Raw genomic sequence first — 18,409 nt, forward strand, 5'->3', positions numbered from 1 at the left:
GCGCTACTCGCTTTCTTCCGCCGCTCGCGGGAGCCACATCCGGACCACCGTCCCGGTCGGCTCGCGGGTGTTGATCTCGAGGTCGCCGCCGGACTCCGTGACGATCCAGTGGACGAGCCAGAGGCCGAGCCCGCTCGCGTGTTCGAGCGCCGTCTCCCGCGCCTCCGAGAACACGGTCCGCTCGACCGGCGGGATCCCCGGCCCGTCGTCCGCCACGTCGAGCCGGAACCGGTCGCCGTCGCCGTCGGCGACGACGGTCGCCTCCACGTGCGGGTCGTCGCCGTCGTTGTGGACGACGGCGTTCTCCAACACGTTCCGGACCGCCGACTCGAGCAGCTCGTCGGCGGAGACGACCGCCGACTCGGGGACGGTCGCCGTCACCGTCGCGTGGGGGAACGACGACTCCAGCGACTCGCAGAGCCGCTCGACGAGCGCGGCCAGATCGATCTCGGTCCGGCCCGCGTCGCTGTGGAGCGCGACGTCGATCTCGCGCGCCTGGTCGCTAAGGTGGGTCAGGGTCCGCACCTTCCGGTCGATGATGTCGAGGTACGGATCGCCCTCCTCGTCGACGTGCTCGCGGAGCAGGTCGGCGTACCCCCCGATGACGTTGGTGTCGTTCTTCAGGTCGTGTCGCAGCACTCGGTTCAACACCTGAAGCCGCTGTTCGTACCGCCGCGCGTCCGTGACGTCGGTCGCGGTGATGACGACCTCGCGCGTGTCGGCGAACAGCCGCTCGATCACGGTCTCGAACCGGCGCCAACTGCCGTCGGCGCACGCGATCCGGTGCGTGAGCGACTGCGGTTCGGCGCTGTCGAAGGCGCGCTCGAAGGCCCGCTGCGCCTCGCGTCGGTCCTCGGGGTGGACCAGGTCGATGACCGGGCGCCCCTCGACCTCGTTCGCCTTGTGACCGATCAGTCGCTCTATCGACGGGCTCACGTACCGGAGCAGTCCGTCCTCGCCGCAGACCCCGATCACGTTCGGCGACTTCTCGATGAGCGCCCGGTAGCGCCGCTGGAGCGTCTCCCGCTCGGTCACGTCGCGGAACAGCAGGACCGTCCCGCCGCGGGTCGTCCCCGGCCCCGTGATGTCGTGGACGTCGACCGTCAGGAACCGCGGCGCGCCGCCCCCGTCGACCGTCACGCGGAACTCGTCGTCGGCCGGCTCCTCCGTCACCGCGTCGGCGACCGTCGGGACGTCTGCGAACGCCTCGTCGGCGTGGACGCCGACGTTCGCGTCCGGGAACAGCGCCTCGGCCGGGTCGTTGTTGTCGACCACCCGGCCGTCGGCGTCGCAGACGACGACGCCGTCAGAGAGGTTCGCGAACACCGCTTCGCGGGCGATCGGCGAGACGTCGAGCAGCCGGTACCGGAACACGACCCACGCCAAAAGCGCCGAGGTCCCGCTGAAGGCGATCGGTGTGAAGTCGACCAACCCGTCCTCCGGCCCGACGAGTCCGGCGATGCCGGCCGCACCGAGCGCCAGCGGTGCGACGCCGGCGACGAAGAGGACGGCGGCCTGCCGGCGAAACACGCCGTCGCGGGTGACGGCGGCGTAGCCGAGGACGGCGAAGGTGAACAGGTTGACCGCGTAGGTGTAGCCGACGAACCCGAGCAGCGCGGGCGTCGGCGCGTACTCCAGGATCCGGAAGCCGCCGGCGTCGACGAGGACCGGATCGAGGTAGAACAGCGGGTCGACGCCGACCGTCCAGACGGGGACGACGACCGCCGCGGGGACGACCCAGAAGAGCGCGAAGCGGCGCCGGTCGAGCCACGCGGTCCGGTCCACGTACGAGAGGACGAAGGCGGGCCACGCCACCGCTAAGCCGGCGGAGCCGAGCCAGACGAACCGGTTGAAAAACAGCGTGGCGCCGAGCGAACTCGCCGACAGCTGGGCCGCGTACGCCAGCGACCAGACGCCGGCGGTGCCCGCGACGCCGACGAAGCTCCACAGGAGAACGCGACCGCCGCGCGAGCGGTTCCCGACCGCGTACGCGGCGAACGCGAAGGACGCGGCGGCCGCGACGAGCAACGGGACCGTGTACGGCGTCGCTTGCCACGCCATCGATACCGGTAGGATGCGAGAGCACCGTAAAAAGGGACCGAATCCCCTAACCCGTTTGAGGAGAGTGAGTCCGTATGCTCGAACCGGGCGACTCCGCACCCGAGATCACGCTCACCGACCACCGCGGGGAGGCGGTCACCGTCGACCCGGCGGCGGCCAGTCACACGGTCGTGTACTTCTATCCCCGCGCCGACACGCCCGGCTGTACCGCCGAGGCGTGTAGCTTCCGCGACGAGTGGAGCGCGTTCGAGGCGGCCGACGTCGCCGTCGTCGGGATCAGCGACGACCCCGTCGCGGACCTCGAACCGTTCGCCGCCGAGTACGACCTCCCCTTCTCCCTCCTCTCGGACCCCGACGGCGAGGTCGCGAGCGCGTACGACTCCTACGGCGAGAAGTCGATGTTCGGGAACACCTTCGACGGCGTGTTCCGGAACACGTACGTCCTCGACGACGAGGGGACCGTCGTCTTGGCCTACGAGGGCGTCTCTCCCGTAGACCACGCGGTCGAGATACTCGACGACGTCCGCGCGCTCGACGACTGAACGCCGACCGGTCGTCGGCGAGCGGAATCCGCCGACTGCCGTCACCCGGTAGTATTATTACTTGTCATGAGACAAGTGAAACGATGCCCTCCAAGCGAACGTTCGCGAAGCGCTTAGCGGCGCTCGCGGCGACCGGGCTGGGAGTCGGCGGACCGATCGAAGCCCTGACCTCGGAACCGCCGCCCGACGCGACCCTCGCGGTCGAACCGGCCGCGACGGGCGCCGGAGCGAGCGACGGCGAACCGACGGACGCCGACCCGACGAGCGGCCGCGACGGCGCCGGAGCCGACGGACCGCGATCGGCGGTCGCCGCCGGGACGTACGACCCGGCCGCGGCCGCGTCGAACGCCGTCGACACCGTCGTGACCGGACGGGTCGACCCCGCAGTCCTGACGGCGACCGGGCTGCCGAGCGGGGTCGGGAGCCGGCTCCGGCGACTGCTCGACCGATACGAAAGCGTGTCGCTCGCCGCCGCGCGACAGGCGACCGGCGGCGCCGCGCTCACCGCGGACGGGCTCGAGGGGTGCGCCGTCGCGGTCGGCGACGTCGACGCGGCCGCGCTGGCCGCCGAGCTCGACGCCGACCCCGCGGTGACTCGCGAGGCGGACGACGGCTCCGGATTCGCCCGGTTCCGGGCGCGGGGCCTCGGGTCGGCGGTCGGCGTGGCCCCGGGCGAACTCGTGGCCGCGTACGGGCCGACCGCCGCCGTCGCCGCGGCGCACCGCGACGCCGGAATCGGCGGGGGCGTCGACGGCGGAGCGCGGCGACGAGCGGGCACGAGCGCGAGCTACGGCCCCCTCCCCTCGCTGCTCGAGGGCGACGCGACGGTGTGTGTCGACCTCGGACCGGACGCCCGCGACCACCTCCGAAGCGTGCTCGCCGACGCGCCCGACGAGCTCCGCACCGCGGTCGACGCGTCGGGCGCGGTCGGGGCGTCGCTCCGCGTGACCGGCGGGGAATCCGCTACCGGAGGCGCGGACCCCGGAGATCCGAGCGTCGCGCTGCGGTACGGCGCGGTCGCGGACCCCCGACGCCTCGACAGGGAGACGGCCGAGGCGATCGCGCGGGCCGCCCGGGAGGGCGAGACCTCGCTCGCGGACGCGAGCGTCACCCGACACGGGCGGACCGTGATCGTCGACGGCGCGGCCGAGAGCGACCTCTTCGCCGCCCACGCTTCGCTGTTCGACGGGACCGTCGGCGACCCGATCGAGGTGGCCGACGCGTGAGCGACGCAGTCGATCGCAGAAACACCGGCCGCGTGAGCGGCGCCACCGACCGCGGGAGTACCGGCCGCCAGAGCGGCGCAGCCGTATCGACCAGTGACCGACGCGCGAGCGAACCCACGATGACGACGAGAGACCATACGCCACGACAGCAGTATCGAACGAGGACGAGTCGATGAGCTCCGAGGACTCGCCTCCGAGGACGCCCGACGAACCGACGGACGACGCGGAGGCGGCGAGCCCGGATCGATCGCCGACGGCGACCGACCGTCCGCGGAGGACGGCCGACCGACCGACCTCGGACCACGCGTCCGGATCGCCGCTCGACCGGATCGAGACCCGACACGCGGTCGGGGTCGCGGCGATCCTCGCGGTGGCCGCGGGGCTGCTCGTCGCGCCCGGCGTGTACGGCGCCGTGACGGGGCCCGACGGGACGGTGGCCGTGATCGAGATCGACGGGACGATCGACTCGGGGACGGCGCAACACGTCGAGGACAACCTCCGGGACGCCCGCACGAACGACTCGATCGAGGCGGTCGTCCTGGAGGTCGACAGCGGGGGCGGCCTGCCCGCGCAGAGCGAGCGGATGTACGCCGCTGTCGACCGCACCGCGTCGGTGATGCCGGTGTACGCCGCCGTCGACACGCTGGGCGCGTCCGGCGCCTACCTCGCGATCGCGCCCGCCGACCGGATCTACGTCGCGCCCTCCGCGCAGGCGGTCGGCAGCGTCGGGGTCGCCGGCACCGCGCCGGCCCCGAGCGGTCCGAACGCGGGGACGACCGGCCCGGACAAGGCCGGCAGCGACCCGGACACCCAGCGCGAGCGCCGACAGACGCTCGCGAATCTCTTCATCGCGAACGTGATCGAACAGCGCGGCGACGAGATCGAGCTCGACCGCGAGGCGATCGCGCACGCCGACGCCTACCTCGGCACCGAGGCGGTCGAGAACGGCTTCGCCGACCGATTCGGCTTCGTCGACGGCGCGGTCGCCGACGCCGCGGCCGAGGCGGGACTCGACGACTACGCGGTCGACACGCGGCGCACGGAGAGCCCCGTTCCGGGCGGCATCCCGCTGTTGGAGCGCGACGACGGGACGGTCGTCGTCGCCGAGGGGGCGGACGACGAGATCGGCGACGGGCTCATCCTCGCGGTCGCGCCGGAAGCGTGGGACGAGACCGTCGGCGACGACGTCGTCATGACGAGCTACACCGCGCGGCTACGCGCGGACGGCGGCGACGCCGACGCGGCGACGAGCGGCGCGGACGCGACGAACGACGACGAGTCGGCCGCGACGGGCGACGACTCCGCTGCGGCGCTCGACGCCGCGGTCGCGGCGAACGGAGGTGACGGCGCGTGAGCGTCGACCTGCGAACGACGGTCGGCGCGTTCGCCCTGGTCTTCCTCGCGGTCGTCGGCGTCGCCGCCGTCGGCGGCGTCGTCCTCGACGACGCGCCGCCCGAGACCGACGCCGTCGCGGACGACCACTGGCAGCTGGACGCGGTCGAGCCGGAGACCGTCAGCGAGGGCGGCGAGGTCGAAATGGAGAGCAGCGAGCCGTCGAACACGGTCGTCGTCCACCTCGGCAGCGGCGGTGCCGGGCTCGGCGGCGGGACCTCCATCCTGCCGATCGAAGACGGCGACTCGCCCGCGGACGCGGACATCGGATCGGTCGGCGGCGTTCGGCGCGGCGTCGCGCCGCTGACCGCGGCGCTCGTCGAGAACGGCCACGAGGTCCGCTTCTACGGCGGGATCGCGAGCCGCGAGCCGCTGCCGTCGATGCTCTCGGACGCGGACGCGTTCGTCACCACGAGCCCCGGCGCGCTGTCGGCGACCGACGCCGACGCCGTCGAGACGTTCGTCGAGGCCGGCGGCCGGACGCTCGTCGCGAGCGACCCGGGCGGCGCCGGCGCGCTCACCGACTTCGGCTCGCCGTTCGGCGTTTACGGCGAGGCGGGCTACGTGTACGACATGGAGAACAACGACGCGAACTACCTCAGCGTGCTCGTCGAGCCGACCGGGCCGGGGGCGCTGACGGAGGGCGTCGAGCAGGTCGTCTTCCGCGGCGCCGCGCCCGTGGGCACGGCCGACGGACCGGCGACGCTCGCGACCGCGGAGACGTCGCGGCTGTCGACGACCCGCGAGGCCGGCGCCTACGGCGTCGCGGTCCGCAGCGACTCGCTCACGGTGGTGGGCGACTCCAGCTTCCTCGAACCGGAGAACGCCGGGCGCGCCGACAACGGCGTCCTGATCGGCAACGTCGCGGACTTCCTCGTGACGGGCGAGACCCCCGACGTGTCGTTCGGCCCGGCGACCGGTCCGGGCGGCGCGGTCCCGCCGGGCGGCGCGACCCCGCCGCCGGAACCGCCCGAGCCGTCCGGGAACGCGACCGCATAGTCGGTCGCCGTCCAGCGGTACGCGGTGCGGCGCGACGCGCTGCGGCCGCGACGGCTCTCTTTCATCCCGGGAACCGGATCCCGGCGGCCGCGTCGGCGATCTCGCGGCGTTTCAACAGTCCGAATCCGAGGACGATGACGACGAAGCCGGCGACGGTGAACGCCGTGACCGGCTCGGCGAGCAGCAGGGCGCCCGCGACGGTCGCCACGATCGGGACGACGTACGAGACCAGGTTGATCTCGAAGGGGCCGAGCCGGTCGAGCAGCGTGAAGTAGATGGTGTACGCGACCGCCGACGAGAGCAGGCCGAGGAACGCCAGCGCGACGAGCGCCCGCGGCGCGGTCGCCGGGAGCCGCTGGCTCTCGCCGACGCCGAGGCTGAGCGCGTGGATGGCGAGCGCGCCGAACCCCATCGCCCACCCGGTGAGCGCGACGCTGGAGAACGAGGTCTCCACGGTTCGGAGGCCGACGCTGCCGACCGCGACGGCGATCACGCCGATCGCGATCAGCCCGACCCCGACCGCGACACCCCCGCCGAGGTTCGCCGGATCCGGCTGCGCGACGAGCCCCACGCCGAGGAACGCGAGGACGACGCCGACCGCGCCGCGACGATCGAGGTCCGCGCCGCCGATCCAGACGGCCGCGACCGCCGCGGTCGCGATGGGGACGAGGCTGTAGGTGATCGAGGCGATGCCGCTCGTCGTGTATTGCTGGCCGACGAACAGCAGGGCGTTGTTCGCGGCCACGGAGAGCCCGCCGCTGAACCCGATCGCGGCGAGGTCGCCGCGGGTCCGCGGGAACGGGCCGTCCTGCGTGAGCAGCACGTACGAGATCAGCGCCAGCGCGGCCACGTCGAACCGGTAGGCGGCGTACAACACCGGCGGGTAGTAGTCGAGGCCGACCTCGATGGCGACGAAGGATCCGCCCCACAGCAGGGCGAGCGCGAAAAACAGCGCGACGTCTCGGTACCGTGACACGGTCGACCGAACGCGCGCCGGGGGTAAAGCGGTGTCCGTCGCGGCCCGGACCGCCGGTGCCCGCTTGGCGGTCGTGTCGATCGGCGGTCGTGTCGCTCAGTAGCCGCGGACGATGAGGTAGTCCGCGAGGTCCTCGAGCAGGCTCCGGGAGCCGCTCTCGGGGAGGAGTTCGAGGTGTTCCTTCGAGCGCTCGGTGAGGTCCGCGGCGGTGTCGCGGGCGTACTCGATGGAGCCGACCTCCTCCAAGGCCGCGACCGCGTCGTCGATGGCCGCCTCGGTCACCTCGGCGGGCGTGTCGGCGTCGACGAGGTCGTCGACGTCGACCCCCTGTTGGCGGGCGTGGAGGGTGATGAGCGTCTCCTTGCCCTCGACGAGGTCGGAGCCGCGCTGCTTGCCGAGCTCCTCGGAGGGCACGGTCAGATCGAGCACGTCGTCCTGGATCTGGAACGCGCGCCCGGAGTCGATCCCGTACTGGTATAAGGCGTCGACGACCGCCTCGTCGGCGCCGAGCAGGAGCGCTGGCGTCGCCGCGGACGCGCCGTAGAGGACGGCGGTCTTCAGCTCGACCATCTCCAGGTACTCCTCGGGGAGGATGTCGTCGCGGCTCTCGAAGGCGACGTCGAGCGCCTGTCCCTCGCAGATCTCGGTACAGGTCGACGCGAGCATCCGCATCGCTTCGAGCCCGTGTTGCGGGTCCGCGCCCGTCTCGGTCATGAACTCGAACGCCTTCGAGTAGAGCGTGTCGCCCGCGAGGATGGCCGTCGAGACGTCGTACGCCTCGTGGACCGCGGGGACGCCCCGACGCAGGTCGTCCTCGTCCATGATGTCGTCGTGGATCAGCGTGAACGACTGGATCACCTCGATGGCGACCGCGGCGCGCATCACGTCGACCTCGTCGCCGTCGAGCGAGGGGAACGCGCGGAAGTCGGCGCCCATCGGCTCGGTCCCGGTGACCGCCTCCGCGGCCAGCGTCGTCACCGTCGGGCGGAGCCGCTTCCCGCCCGCTTCGAGGATGTACCGCGTCGCCTCGTACAGCCGCTCGGGCTCTTGGACCGGCAGCTCCTCGTCGATAGCGGCGTTGACGAGCTCACGCCGCTCGCGGATGGCCTCCAGCACCCGCGCCTCCTTCGTCTCGCTCGTCATTCGACGAGCTGGATGGTGGACCCGTTCTGCGTGACGTGGACGTCACGTCCGAGCTTGTACCCCTGCGACTTCGCGAGGTCGACGTACGGCGAGCGGCCCTTCAGCGTCTGGTGGCCGGGGATGAGGTGCTGGGGCTGGAGCGCCTGTAGCATCTCGTAGTGACCCTCCTCGCGGAGGTGGCCGGAGACGTGGATGTCGTCGTAGAGGCGCGCGCCCTGCATCCGAAGCAGCTGTTCGCTCTGGTAGCGCTGCCCCTCGTTGGTGGGCTCCGGAATGACGCTCGCGCTGAAGACGACCTTGTCGCCGTCGTCGATCTCGTACGGGGTCTCGCCGCGGCCCATGCGGGTGAGCATCGCGCGCGGCTCGCCCTGGTGGCCCGTCACGATGGGGAGGAAGTTCCCCTTCCCCTCCTTCATGATCCGCTTGAACGCGCGGTCGACGGACTTGCGGTGGCCGTACATGCCGACGTCGCCCTGGAAGTCGACGAAGTCGAGGCGCTCGGCCGTGCCGGAGTACTTCTCCATCGAGCGCCCGAGCAGGACCGGCTGGCGGCCGATCTCGCGGGCGTACTCGACGAGCGTCTTCACGCGGGCGATGTGCGAGGAGAACGTGGTGGCGATGATGCCGCCGGTGTAGTCCTCCATCGATTTGAGCGTGTCCTCGACGTGCTTCTTCGCGTACGACTCGGAGGGGGTCCGGCCCTTACTGCCGGCGTTCGTACAGTCCTCGATGTACGCGAGGACGCCCTCGTCTTGGCGGCCGATCTCGCGGAACCGCTCCATGTCGATCGGATCGCCGATGACGGGGTCGTGGTCCAGCCGCTTGTCGAGCCCGTAGACGATCGCCCCCTCGGGTGTGTGGAGGACCGGGTTGATCGCGTCGATGATCGAGTGCGTGACGTTGACGAACTCCATCTCGACCTGCTCGGAGTCGCCGATCGCCATCGTGGCGCCCGGCTTCATCTTCACGAGGTCGTTGTCGACCTGGAACTTGCCCTCGTCTTCGATCTGCTGGCGCACCAGCTCGATCGTGTACGGCGCGGAGACGATCGGCGCGTCGTACCGGTGGGCGAGCTTCGGGATCCCCGCGATGTGGTCGAGGTGACCGTGGGTGGGGACGATCGCCTTGACGTCGCCCTCGAGTTCGCTCATGACCCGATCGTCCGGGATGGCGCCCATGTCGATCAGGTCGAGGCTGTGCATGCTCTCGGTCTCCACGTTGTCGTGGATGAGGACCTTACTGAGGTTCAGGCCCATGTCGAAGATGACGATGTCCTCGCCCGCTCGGACCGCCGTCATCTGTCGACCGACCTCTTCGTAACCGCCGAGTGTCGCAATTTCGATTTCCATGGTGTGTGCGTGTTCGACGCCGTGATCGGCGTCGGTCACTAATACCCCGCAAGGAGCCGTCGGCGCACCGTCGTACCGCGCGTCGTTGAAGGCCCCGCTACGGCCGAGTCGTCGCGACTCACCGTGTCCCGCGGGAGTGTGGTACCTCGGCGTACTCTCGCCCACGTTAAAAACTCCCGGGTTCGGTCGCGCGGGGGCGGTTCGCGTCCGAACGCGGCGACAGGGGCGTTTCCGGGTGATCCCCACAAAGGGTTTGACGCTCTCGGGCGAACCGCCGACGATGGCAGACGTTCCCCGCCGGCGAGTCCTCCTCGCGGCCGCGTCAGGGATCGCCGCCCTGGCCGGTTGTTCCGGCAGCGAGACCGCGTCGAACAGCTATCCGGTTCGGAACGAGCGACGGATCGAAGACTACGAACTCGAGAAGACGCGCGACGAGGACGGCGGCGCGCTGGTCACCGGGGACGAAGCGACGCCGTCGCTCTCGGCCACGGAGCGGGCGCGTCAGCGGCGGCACGCCTATCGCGTGCTGGTCTCCGAGGACGACCTCGCGGCGCTCACTTTCGCCGAAACGTCGGCGAGCGAGCGCCTCCGGTCGTTCTGCGCCGGGACGGACTTCGACGCCGAGTCGGTGTATCTCCTATCGATGCCCGTGGGAGCCTGCCGAGACGTCCGGCTGACGTCGGTGTCCGTCGAGCCGGACGACCTCGCGGATGGCGACCTCCATCCGCACGCCGACTTCTGTCGGGCGTACCGCCCGGCCGACGTCGAATGCGACCCGGAGGCGACCCACACCGTCGGGTTCGCGATCCGGATCCCAGTCGCGGCCGATCACTCGAACGGAAGCGGGCGCGGCATGGCAAGTTCCTGTCGGCGGGGGGAGCCGCCGGCCGTGTTCAACGCGTCGGCCTCGTCCGGAACCGGCGGTGATGAGGCGTGACCCGCGAGTCGTCTTCGCGCCGTCGGCTCCTCGCTGGCGTCGCGGCGACCGGTGCGGCGGCGCTCGCCGGCTGTTCGGGGCTCCCGTTCGCCGGCGGCGAAGAGCGCCGCGACTCGCCCGTGTCGCTCCCGGCCGACGCCGTCGGATCGATCGAGTGGCCGGCGTCGCCGTTTCCGACGGCCGTTCCCGCGTCGCTCGCGGCCGCCCACGAGGCGCGGACCCGGAGCCTGTTGGACGACGTGCCGGCCGAGCCGGAGCTGCCCAACGCCGCGGTCGCGACGGAGATCGAGACCAAGCGCGAACGGGCGCGAGAGCGCACGAACGCGGGCCTGCCGGACGAGTGGCCGGTCGACGACCTCGACGCGTGGCGCCGGCGCCGGGAGGACGCCGCGGAGGTCCGGGCCGCGTACCGCGCGGCGACCGGGAACGACGACGGGTCGGAGCTCTCCGCTCGGCGACGCGCGGTCCGCGACGCTCGCACGGCGCTCACGGGGGATCTGGCGTACCGAGCCGAGTCGACGGCTGCGGCGGTGCTGGCGTACGAACCGGTCGAATCGCTGCTCGCGGAGTGCGCGAGGAGCGTCAGACCACAGGTGACGTACCCCGACGACCCGGTGGCCGAGCCGTTCCGAGCGGGCGAGGCGGTCGGCCGCGTCGAGCGCGCCGAGGCGGCCGCGGCCGACGCCGAGGGACTCCGCGAGGCGTGCCTCGACAGCTGGGACGAGGCGTCGCCGCGGTGGGCGTCACTGGTCGCGGCCGCCGAGACGCTCCGGGGGTCGGTGAGTCGGACGCGCGCGAGCGTCCGCGAGCGCGTCGGCGGAGAGGATCCGCTCGACGAGGAAGACCTGAGCGGAACGGTCGCACAGGAGTTGGCGGCCACGGGCGAGACGCGGGTCGAGTCGGCGGTCGAGGACGTCAGCCGGGCGACCGACGCCGGCGAGCACGCCACCGCCGTCGTCGAGGCCGGTGCCGCGCTGGCCGAGGTCGAGGCGTATCGGGCGGCCGTGGGCGAGATCCGCGACGGGCAGCACCGAGCGGCACCCACGGAGCCGTCCGTGCGGTCGACCGCAGAGCGGGCGCGCGCGGCGGTGAGCGAGGCCGTCGACGCCGGCGATCCCCTGGCGGCGCGGCTCCTCCGCCCCGGGTTAGGGGTGTTCGGGTACGCCGCCGACCGGGTCGAGGAGGGGTACGGGTCGGCGCCGCGGCGGACGCAGGCGAGTCTGGTGTACGCCGCCCTGTACGCGAGCGCGGTGCCGGCGGCGGCGGAGTTCGTGCGCGAGCGGTTGGAGTGACCCGGTTCGTGTCAAACTGACCGGTCTCCGGGCCGGCGTCCCGGTATTTTTATTACCGCGACGGGCGGCGGTACGGACAATGAGTGGACGACCCCTCGACGTGCTCGAAGCGTCGCTCGAGGAGCCCGTAACGGTACACCTGAAGGACGGTACGACGTACTACGGCGTCCTCGGCGGTTACGACCAGCACATGAACGTCGTCATCGAGCCCGAGGCCGACGTGGACGACCGCGTCGACGACGACCTCGACGGCGAGTTCGCGGTCGCGATCGAAGACACAACGATTATACGCGGCGATAACGTCGTCACCATCAAAGCATGACCGGCGCAGGTACGCCCTCTCAGGGAAAGAAGAACAAGACGGTCCACGTGAAGTGTCGACGCTGCGGCGAGAAGTCCTACCACATTAAGAAGGAGCGCTGCTCCTCGTGCGGCTTCGGCGAGTCCGCCTCTCGGCGCGACTACGCGTGGCAGTCGAAGACCGGCGACAACTGAACCGCGGTCTCTCCGGTTTCTTCTCGCTTCTACTCGCGTAGCTACGCGTTTACCGTGGAGGAACGACGGACACTCTCGAAGTCTCAGTCGCTCGACTGTACGAGATCGCTGACTCCGCGGTGACCACCGCCAAAGCCCCAGCCGCGAGGACTCGCGCGCCTTGTTGCGCGCCTCGCTCGTTCGCTTCGCTCACTCGCTGCGGTGATTACTGCGGCGTGCTTCGCCCTCGCGACTGCCCCTTTGCGTCCCGTCCCGCACAGCACCGCAGCCTCACACCTCCCCAGCCTCGTCGCTGGCGGCTGGCGCCGCCAGCGACTCCCTCGCGCGTGCTCCTCGGCCGCAAAGCGGCCTCGGAGGCACGCGCCACCGTCCGGGGCCCGTGGTTGCGATCCGCCACGACGCCGCCGGGACCCAAACCGTTTCCCGCGACGGTGGCCGAGACCGGACATGGACCTCTCAGTCGTCGACCTCTCGCCGGTCCCCCGGGGCGGCACCGCGGCGGACGCGTTCGAGAACACGGTCGACGCCGCGAAACACGCCGAGCGACTGGGGTACGAGCGGTTCTGGGTCGCCGAACACCACGGGATGGGCGACCGCCTCGCGGGCACCACGCCCGAGGTGCTGCTCGGGCGGCTCGCGGGCGCGACCGACTCGATCCGGATCGGCAGCGGGGCCGTCCTCATGAACCACTACAGCCCGTTCAAGGTGGCCGAGTCGTTCGGCGTCCTCGACGGGCTGGCGCCCGGCCGCGTCGACCTTGGGATGGGCCGCGCGAACGGCTCGCCCGCGTCGGACCGCGCGCTCGGCACCGACCGGCGCGTCGAGAACCCGAACGAGGACCACCGCGAGCGGATCACCGCGGTCGTGAACCACCTCCGCGGCGACTACCCCGACGAGCACCCGTACGGCGACCTCTCGGTTCCCGGGTCCGATTCCGGGCCGGCGGTCCCGTGGGTGCTGGGGTCGAGCCCGGCGAGCGGGGAGATCGCGGGCGAGCTGGGCCTGCGCTACTGCTTCGCCGGGTTCATCCGCCCCGGGTTCGCCGAGCGCGCCTTCGCGGCGTACCGCGAGGCGTTCGACCCCGAGGGAGGGGTCGGGGGCCTCGACGAGCCGCAGGGAATGGTCGCGGTCAACGCGGTCGCGGCGGAGACGGACGAGGCGGCGGCCCGCCGGCGCGCGCCAGCGGAGGCGACGTTCCGGCGGATGCAGCGCGGCGAACTGGGCGACGAGACGCCCACGGTCGAGGAGGCGATCGAGGAGCTCGGCGGCGCGCCCGAGCCGACGCCCGCGACGCTCGACGCCGACGAGTGGCCGCGGGCGATCTCGGGGGGTCCGGAGACGATCTCGGGCCTGCTGGAACAGTTGGCCGACCGCGTCGGCGTCGACGAGGTGATGATCCAGCACACCGTGCCGGACCACGACGGCGCACTCGACTCGCACGCGCTCCTCGCCGAGGCGATGGATCTGGACCCGCGGGAGTAGTTCGGTCTCGGTGAGGTGGCCGTTCTCGACCGCTCGGTCACGCGGGGAAGCCGACCGGCGGTGACGGACGCAGCCAAAGCCCCAGCCGCTTGCTTATAAATGGCCGCTGGCGGATCGGTGACGGATACCGCCAAAGCCCCAGCTGCTTACTTATAAATGGCTGCTGACGGATCGGCGGCGAACACCGTCAAAGCCCCAGCCGCGAGGGCGAAGCACGGCGACGCAAGGACCGCAGGAGTGAGCGGAGCGAACGACGAGGACCGCAGCGAGCCGCGCGAGCCCTCGCGGCTGCCCCTTTGAGTCCCGCCCCGCACGGCACCGCAACCGCGCCTCACGCCTCCCCAGCCTCGTCGGTGGTCCTCCGCTTCGCTCCGGACCACCGANGCTCCTCGCGGCCGCCGAGGGCGGCCGCTCGCAGGCACGCGCCACCGTACCGCTATTTATAAGAGATAACGCGGCCGGAGCCGGTCCGCACGCCCCTACTCCACGCGCTCGCGGGCCGCGGCGACGAGCATCGGGAGCATCACCGTCGCGTCGCCGTAGACGGAGGCGTTGCGCGCGTCCTTCTCTAGTTTGCCCCACGAGCGCGCCTCTTCGAGGCTCGCGCCGGAGAGCCCGCCGGTCGCCTCGGGGTCCATCGTGATCTGGACGGCGTAGTCGTAGGCGCGCGGCGTGACGAGCATCGTCTGGAGCGTGAAGTTCTTCGGGACGCCGCCGCCGACGAGCAGGCAGCCGGCGTCGTCGGCCTCGAACGCGAGGTCGGTCAGCTCCGTCATGTCGTCGAGGGCGTCGAGCGTGAAGTCGGCGGTCTGGGCGTACATCCACGCCTGAAGCCCCAAAACGGAGTCTTGAACCGCGGGGCAGTAGATCGGCACGTCGCACTCGTAGGCGGCGGCCGCGACCCCCGGCCCCTCCGGGACGTCGTCGCGCTCGTTCACCGCGGCGTTCGCGCGACCGAGCTCGCGCGTGAGGTCGGCGATGGAGACGGCGTCTGTCCCCTCCGCGTCCGGGTCGGCTTCCAGCGCCGGGAACACCTCCTCGCGGAGGTGGCCCTCGAAGTCGGCGAAGTGCTCCTGCGGGAGGTAGACGTTGTAGATGCGGTCGACCCCCTCGTCGCGGAGCCCCTCGTCGTGTTCGCGGGGGGTCTTCTCCGGGTCGTGGGTGCGCCCGTGGTGGTGTTTCCCCCCGATGGCCTCGATGGCGTCGTGGGTGAGGTTCGCGCCCGTGGTCACTACGGCGTCGACGTAGCCGTCGCGGATGAGGTCGGCGACGATCCGACGCATGCCGGCGGGCACCATCGCGCCCGCCAGCGAGAGGAACACGGTACAGTCGTCGTTCTCGAACATCTCCGCGAGCACGTCGCCCGCCTCGTTGACGGCGGCGGCGCCGATCCCCGCGTCGCCGTAGCCGTCGACGAGCTCGCTCACCGTCATCCCGGCAGTCGCGCGCGTGTGTCCGACGGGGTCCTCGCCGAACTCCTCGCGGTGCGGGTCGTGGCCGCCGTGATCGTCGCCGCCGCCGTGGTCGCTCTCGGCACCCGCCGCGTCGTCTCCCGTCTCCTCGTCGCTGTCGGTCATGGCTCCCGATGGGGCCGGCGCGCGTTTGAAACGACCGATCTATCGGCCGACGCTCCCGCCGCTGACGGGCGGGAACAGCGCGAGTTCGTCGCCCGCCTCCAGCGTCGCGTCGAGCCCCTCGTCGTGGCGGACGCTCCGCCCGTTCCGGAGGACGTTGATGTGATCCGCGACGGTCCCGTCCTCCATCACCCGGTCCCGGAGGTCGGGGTGCGCGTCCAACAGCGCGTCGAGCGCGTCGCCGACCGTGTCGCCCGGCTCCGCGTCGACGGCCACCGCGCGGTCGCCCGCGATCTCCGCGAGGTCGGCGAACAGCTTCCACTCCATAGCGGATCCCCGCGCGGGCGACTCAAGAGCGTTGCGTCCCGTCGGAATCGGTTTCCTCGTCACGGTCGACCTCCGCGTCGAAATCGGTCCCCTCGTCGATGCCGTCGAGCTCGGCGTCGCGCGCGGCCGCGGACGCCGTCTCGATCCCTCCGTCAGCCCCCTCCGCGTCGGGCGGCGACGCGGCGGCGGCCTCGAACCGACGGATCGCGTCCGGCCTGCCGACGAGGTACACCAGGTCGCCGGCGCCGAAGGCGTACGCGCGCGGCGGGATCGGCTGAACGGGCCCCTCCGCCGGGCGGACCGCGGCGACGACGGCCCCGACCTCGCCGACGGTGCTCCCGTCGAGGTCGCTCCCGGCGCCCACCGCGACCGAGGCCATCGTCTCGTCGGCGGTCCGCAGCAGGGAGGCGAACTCGCGGTCGGCCTGCGGCTCCGCGGGGAGCGTCACGAGGCGGTAGTCGCCCTCCTCCGTCAGCCGTTCGGCGTCCGACTCGTCGAGCGCGACGGTGACGGCGTCGCCGGCGACGCCGCGCAGCTCGCCGGTCGCGACGCGCTTCGGCTCCGGGTCGTCGCGCCACAGCTGGACCGTGTCGCCGACGGTGGCGTTGTTCGGCGGGTCCGCCGCGACCGCGACCGCCGCCGACCCCGGCGCGAGCGTCGGGCCGAGCCCCGCCGCGCGAGAGCCGACGGCGAAGTACTCGACGGTCCCGTCCGCGTCGAGGTCGAGGTCGACGTAGCCGACGCCGTACTCGTCTTTGAGCCGGGAAACGAGCCGCTCTCGGAGGTCCGCCGCCGAGAGCTTCCGCGGGAACAGCAGGGTCGTCTCCGCGAGCTCCGCCTTCTTCTCCGGCGAGACGGGGTCGTACGTGTCCATATCGCCGATCTCGTCGGCCGGCGGGATCGTCACCGCCGTGAACCGGCCGACCGCGCGCACGACCCCGCTCAGCTCGCCCTCGAGCTGCTTGGCCCCGGAGAGCGCGAACACGTCGACAGCGAGCCGGTCGCCCGCGTACCGGCCGACGGGGGCCATCACCGCCGCGACGCCGAGAGAGACGAGGTTGAAGAAGACGCTCTCGGGCGCCAGGAGGGCCGGGTTGTCGCCGACCGCGACCGACCCCAGCGAGGTCGTGTTGAGGTACAAGGCGACGACCGAGACCCCGATCAGGCCGGTCACCCCCTCGGGGATCTCCGTGCGGAAGTACCAGCGGTAGGCGAGCGCCGCGCCGCCGGCCACGAGTGTGGCGACGACCGCGAACGTGACCAGCGTGATCGCCGCCTGCCGGGGGCGAGCGAAGCCGACGTCGACCGCGGCGAGGACAGCGAGCGAGGGGCTCACGCGGCCACCTCAGCGAACCGGTCGAGCGCGTCGCGGCTCCCGACGACGAACAGGTCGTCGCCCGCCGACAGCGACTGCGAGCCGTCGGGCGCGATCGTCCACGACTCGTGGCGCGCCGCGAGGACGGCCACGTCGTACGCCTCGCGGACCTCTGCCTCGCCGATCGTGTGCCCGTCCAGCGGCCCTCCGGCGACGACGGAGACCCTCCGGAACCGCTTCCCGGCCCGGCGCAGCAGGGCCGTGAGCTCGTACTCGCGGCGGGTGCCCCGCGACAGCACCAGCACGCGCCCGCGGTCGGCGCGGAGGAGCGTCGTCGCCTCGGAGCGGTCGAGCGCGAGCGTCACGCGGCCCTCGCCGCCGGTCGTGGTCGGTGCGGTCGCCGCCGGCGGGGCGCCGACGGTCTCCTCGCCGCCGTCGGTCCGCGCGTCCTCGTCCGGGTCCGGGTCGTCGCCTGCGGCGGGGCCCGGGTCGGACGTCGCGGCGGCGCCCGGTTCCGGCTTCCCGCTGGACCGGGCGGCGATCACGGCCCCCTCGGCGTCGAGGTCGGGGGTTATCACGCGGACGACGTCGCCGCGGGCGATCCCGGTCGGGACGAGCGCCGACACCGACACCGCGCGCTTCCCCGCGGGCACGCGCTTCGAGAGCGCGCCGGTCGGCGGCGCCGCGGCGACGGTCGCGCGCGCCTGTTCGTCGATCCGGACCGCCACGTCGGCGAGGTCGAGCTCGGTCTGGAGCCGCTCCGCGAAGCGGTCTTCCAGCTCCGCGAGCGGGAGGTCTGCGGGGAACGTCCAGTCGCCGTCGAGGATCGCGCGGCGCGTGTCGGCCGGCAGCGGCGGGTACCCCTCCATGTCGTTCACCTCGCCGGCGACCTCGACGGAGACGCGCCCCCGGCCGCCGACGAGTTCGATCACGTCGGTCGAGAGCGTCCGGTCGCGGAGCTGCCTGAGCGAGATGCGCTTCGGGACGCTGGCGCCGAGCCGGTCACCCTGCGCGTGGGCGTACATGGAGAGCATCAACACCACGACGATCGCCGTGAGGATGGCGGGCGCGCGCTCCGACGAGCGGATCGTCTCGTCGTTGAGCGCGAGCAGCCCGCCGTTGACGCCGGCGATCGCGAGCGACAGGACGACCACCCCGAGCCCGGGGATCGTCACGTCAGTGACGTACTTGAACACGAACCCGAGGGTCCCGGCCACCAGCGCGGGGACGATCCCGGTGATGACGCCGAGGTAGACGCCGAAGACGATCTCGACGGGCAGCGACATACCCCTTTCAACC

The 18,409-nt window shown here is 72.2% G+C and carries 17 protein-coding genes; 9 read left to right on the forward strand and 8 right to left on the reverse strand.

Going from position 1 to position 18,409, the window contains the following annotated elements; all coding sequences use genetic code 11:
* Positions 1–3 precede the first annotated feature (3 nt).
* Positions 4–2,061: a histidine kinase N-terminal 7TM domain-containing protein gene (locus C466_RS02775; RefSeq protein WP_004596918.1), complete on the reverse strand. Its 2,058-nt coding sequence runs from the start codon at positions 2,059–2,061 to the stop codon at positions 4–6.
* Between the two features lie 74 nt (positions 2,062–2,135).
* On the opposite strand from C466_RS02775, the gene C466_RS02780 reads away from it, so the two are divergent.
* From C466_RS02780 to C466_RS02795, 4 genes are all read left to right on the forward strand, one after another.
* Positions 2,136–2,603 carry a peroxiredoxin gene (locus C466_RS02780; protein WP_004596916.1) on the forward strand — a complete coding sequence of 156 codons (468 nt, stop codon included), beginning with the start codon at positions 2,136–2,138 and terminating at the stop codon, positions 2,601–2,603.
* Positions 2,604–2,686: 83 nt separating this feature from the next.
* On the forward strand, positions 2,687–3,829 hold the full coding sequence (locus C466_RS02785; protein ID WP_004596914.1) for a hypothetical protein: 1,143 nt from the start codon (positions 2,687–2,689) through the stop codon (positions 3,827–3,829).
* A gap of 172 nt (positions 3,830–4,001) precedes the next feature.
* A complete protein-coding gene (locus C466_RS02790; protein WP_004596912.1) occupies positions 4,002–5,183 on the forward strand; it encodes a S49 family peptidase in 1,182 nt (393 codons plus the stop codon).
* Positions 5,180–6,220: a glycosyltransferase family protein gene (locus tag C466_RS02795; protein WP_004596910.1), complete on the forward strand. Its 1,041-nt coding sequence runs from the start codon at positions 5,180–5,182 to the stop codon at positions 6,218–6,220. Before C466_RS02790 ends, C466_RS02795 begins: the two co-directional genes overlap by 4 nt.
* Before the next feature lie 61 nt (positions 6,221–6,281).
* Here C466_RS02795 and C466_RS02800 read toward each other — a convergent pair whose 3' ends face one another.
* The 3 genes from C466_RS02800 to C466_RS02810 all read right to left on the reverse strand — a co-directional run bounded on the left by C466_RS02800 (position 6,282) and on the right by C466_RS02810 (position 9,688).
* Positions 6,282–7,196, reverse strand: a complete 915-nt coding sequence (locus C466_RS02800; protein ID WP_004596908.1) for a DMT family transporter — start codon at positions 7,194–7,196, stop codon at positions 6,282–6,284.
* Positions 7,197–7,292: 96 nt separating this feature from the next.
* Complete coding sequence (gene idsA3 / locus C466_RS02805) at positions 7,293–8,339, reverse strand: geranylfarnesyl diphosphate synthase (RefSeq protein ID WP_004596906.1); 1,047 nt, start codon at positions 8,337–8,339, stop codon at positions 7,293–7,295.
* On the reverse strand, positions 8,336–9,688 hold the full coding sequence (locus C466_RS02810) for a ribonuclease J (protein WP_004596904.1): 1,353 nt from the start codon (positions 9,686–9,688) through the stop codon (positions 8,336–8,338). Before C466_RS02810 ends, idsA3 begins: the two co-directional genes overlap by 4 nt.
* Before the next feature lie 280 nt (positions 9,689–9,968).
* On the opposite strand from C466_RS02810, the gene C466_RS02815 reads away from it, so the two are divergent.
* The 5 genes from C466_RS02815 to C466_RS02835 all read left to right on the forward strand — a co-directional run bounded on the left by C466_RS02815 (position 9,969) and on the right by C466_RS02835 (position 13,894).
* Positions 9,969–10,625 (forward strand): hypothetical protein, encoded by a 657-nt coding sequence (locus C466_RS02815; RefSeq protein ID WP_004596902.1) that lies wholly within the window; start codon positions 9,969–9,971, stop codon positions 10,623–10,625.
* Positions 10,622–11,917 (forward strand): hypothetical protein, encoded by a 1,296-nt coding sequence (locus C466_RS02820; protein WP_004596900.1) that lies wholly within the window; start codon positions 10,622–10,624, stop codon positions 11,915–11,917. Before C466_RS02815 ends, C466_RS02820 begins: the two co-directional genes overlap by 4 nt.
* A gap of 79 nt (positions 11,918–11,996) precedes the next feature.
* Positions 11,997–12,239, forward strand: a complete 243-nt coding sequence (locus C466_RS02825; protein ID WP_017344111.1) for an LSM domain-containing protein — start codon at positions 11,997–11,999, stop codon at positions 12,237–12,239.
* Complete coding sequence (locus C466_RS02830; RefSeq protein WP_004596897.1) at positions 12,236–12,412, forward strand: 50S ribosomal protein L37e; 177 nt, start codon at positions 12,236–12,238, stop codon at positions 12,410–12,412. The genes C466_RS02825 and C466_RS02830 overlap by 4 nt, the downstream gene beginning before the upstream one ends.
* 447 nt (positions 12,413–12,859) lie before the next feature.
* Positions 12,860–13,894 carry an LLM class flavin-dependent oxidoreductase gene (locus C466_RS02835; RefSeq protein ID WP_004596895.1) on the forward strand — a complete coding sequence of 345 codons (1,035 nt, stop codon included), beginning with the start codon at positions 12,860–12,862 and terminating at the stop codon, positions 13,892–13,894.
* A gap of 479 nt (positions 13,895–14,373) precedes the next feature.
* Here C466_RS02835 and C466_RS02840 read toward each other — a convergent pair whose 3' ends face one another.
* The 4 genes from C466_RS02840 to C466_RS02855 are packed head-to-tail and all read right to left on the reverse strand — an operon-like array spanning position 14,374 to position 18,396.
* Positions 14,374–15,471: a deoxyhypusine synthase gene (locus tag C466_RS02840; protein WP_004596893.1), complete on the reverse strand. Its 1,098-nt coding sequence runs from the start codon at positions 15,469–15,471 to the stop codon at positions 14,374–14,376.
* A gap of 39 nt (positions 15,472–15,510) precedes the next feature.
* Entirely contained in the window at positions 15,511–15,795 is a 285-nt protein-coding gene (locus C466_RS02845) for a ubiquitin-like small modifier protein 1 (protein ID WP_004596891.1), read from the reverse strand.
* A gap of 22 nt (positions 15,796–15,817) precedes the next feature.
* Positions 15,818–17,131 (reverse strand): cation:proton antiporter regulatory subunit, encoded by a 1,314-nt coding sequence (locus C466_RS02850; RefSeq protein WP_004596889.1) that lies wholly within the window; start codon positions 17,129–17,131, stop codon positions 15,818–15,820.
* Positions 17,128–18,396: a potassium channel family protein gene (locus C466_RS02855; RefSeq protein ID WP_004596887.1), complete on the reverse strand. Its 1,269-nt coding sequence runs from the start codon at positions 18,394–18,396 to the stop codon at positions 17,128–17,130. Before C466_RS02855 ends, C466_RS02850 begins: the two co-directional genes overlap by 4 nt.
* Positions 18,397–18,409 lie beyond the last annotated feature (13 nt).

The organism is Halorubrum distributum JCM 10118 (genome assembly GCF_000337335.1).
GTDB lineage: Archaea > Halobacteriota > Halobacteria > Halobacteriales > Haloferacaceae > Halorubrum > Halorubrum distributum.

What these genes read in the sequence shown, in the direction of transcription:
- C466_RS02825 (WP_017344111.1), top strand. Translation starts at nt 11,997, where the DNA reads ATGAGTGGACGACCCCTCGACGTGCTCGAAGCGTCGCTCGAGGAGCCC.
- idsA3 (WP_004596906.1), bottom strand. Translation starts at nt 8,339, where the DNA reads ATGACGAGCGAGACGAAGGAGGCGCGGGTGCTGGAGGCCATCCGCGAG.
- C466_RS02840 (WP_004596893.1), bottom strand. Translation starts at nt 15,471, where the DNA reads ATGACCGACAGCGACGAGGAGACGGGAGACGACGCGGCGGGTGCCGAG.
- C466_RS02785 (WP_004596914.1), top strand. Translation starts at nt 2,687, where the DNA reads ATGCCCTCCAAGCGAACGTTCGCGAAGCGCTTAGCGGCGCTCGCGGCG.
- C466_RS02790 (WP_004596912.1), top strand. Translation starts at nt 4,002, where the DNA reads ATGAGCTCCGAGGACTCGCCTCCGAGGACGCCCGACGAACCGACGGAC.
- C466_RS02775 (WP_004596918.1), bottom strand. Translation starts at nt 2,061, where the DNA reads ATGGCGTGGCAAGCGACGCCGTACACGGTCCCGTTGCTCGTCGCGGCC.
- C466_RS02855 (WP_004596887.1), bottom strand. Translation starts at nt 18,396, where the DNA reads ATGTCGCTGCCCGTCGAGATCGTCTTCGGCGTCTACCTCGGCGTCATC.
- C466_RS02835 (WP_004596895.1), top strand. Translation starts at nt 12,860, where the DNA reads ATGGACCTCTCAGTCGTCGACCTCTCGCCGGTCCCCCGGGGCGGCACC.
- C466_RS02815 (WP_004596902.1), top strand. Translation starts at nt 9,969, where the DNA reads ATGGCAGACGTTCCCCGCCGGCGAGTCCTCCTCGCGGCCGCGTCAGGG.
- C466_RS02810 (WP_004596904.1), bottom strand. Translation starts at nt 9,688, where the DNA reads ATGGAAATCGAAATTGCGACACTCGGCGGTTACGAAGAGGTCGGTCGA.
- C466_RS02845 (WP_004596891.1), bottom strand. Translation starts at nt 15,795, where the DNA reads ATGGAGTGGAAGCTGTTCGCCGACCTCGCGGAGATCGCGGGCGACCGC.
- C466_RS02780 (WP_004596916.1), top strand. Translation starts at nt 2,136, where the DNA reads ATGCTCGAACCGGGCGACTCCGCACCCGAGATCACGCTCACCGACCAC.
- C466_RS02830 (WP_004596897.1), top strand. Translation starts at nt 12,236, where the DNA reads ATGACCGGCGCAGGTACGCCCTCTCAGGGAAAGAAGAACAAGACGGTC.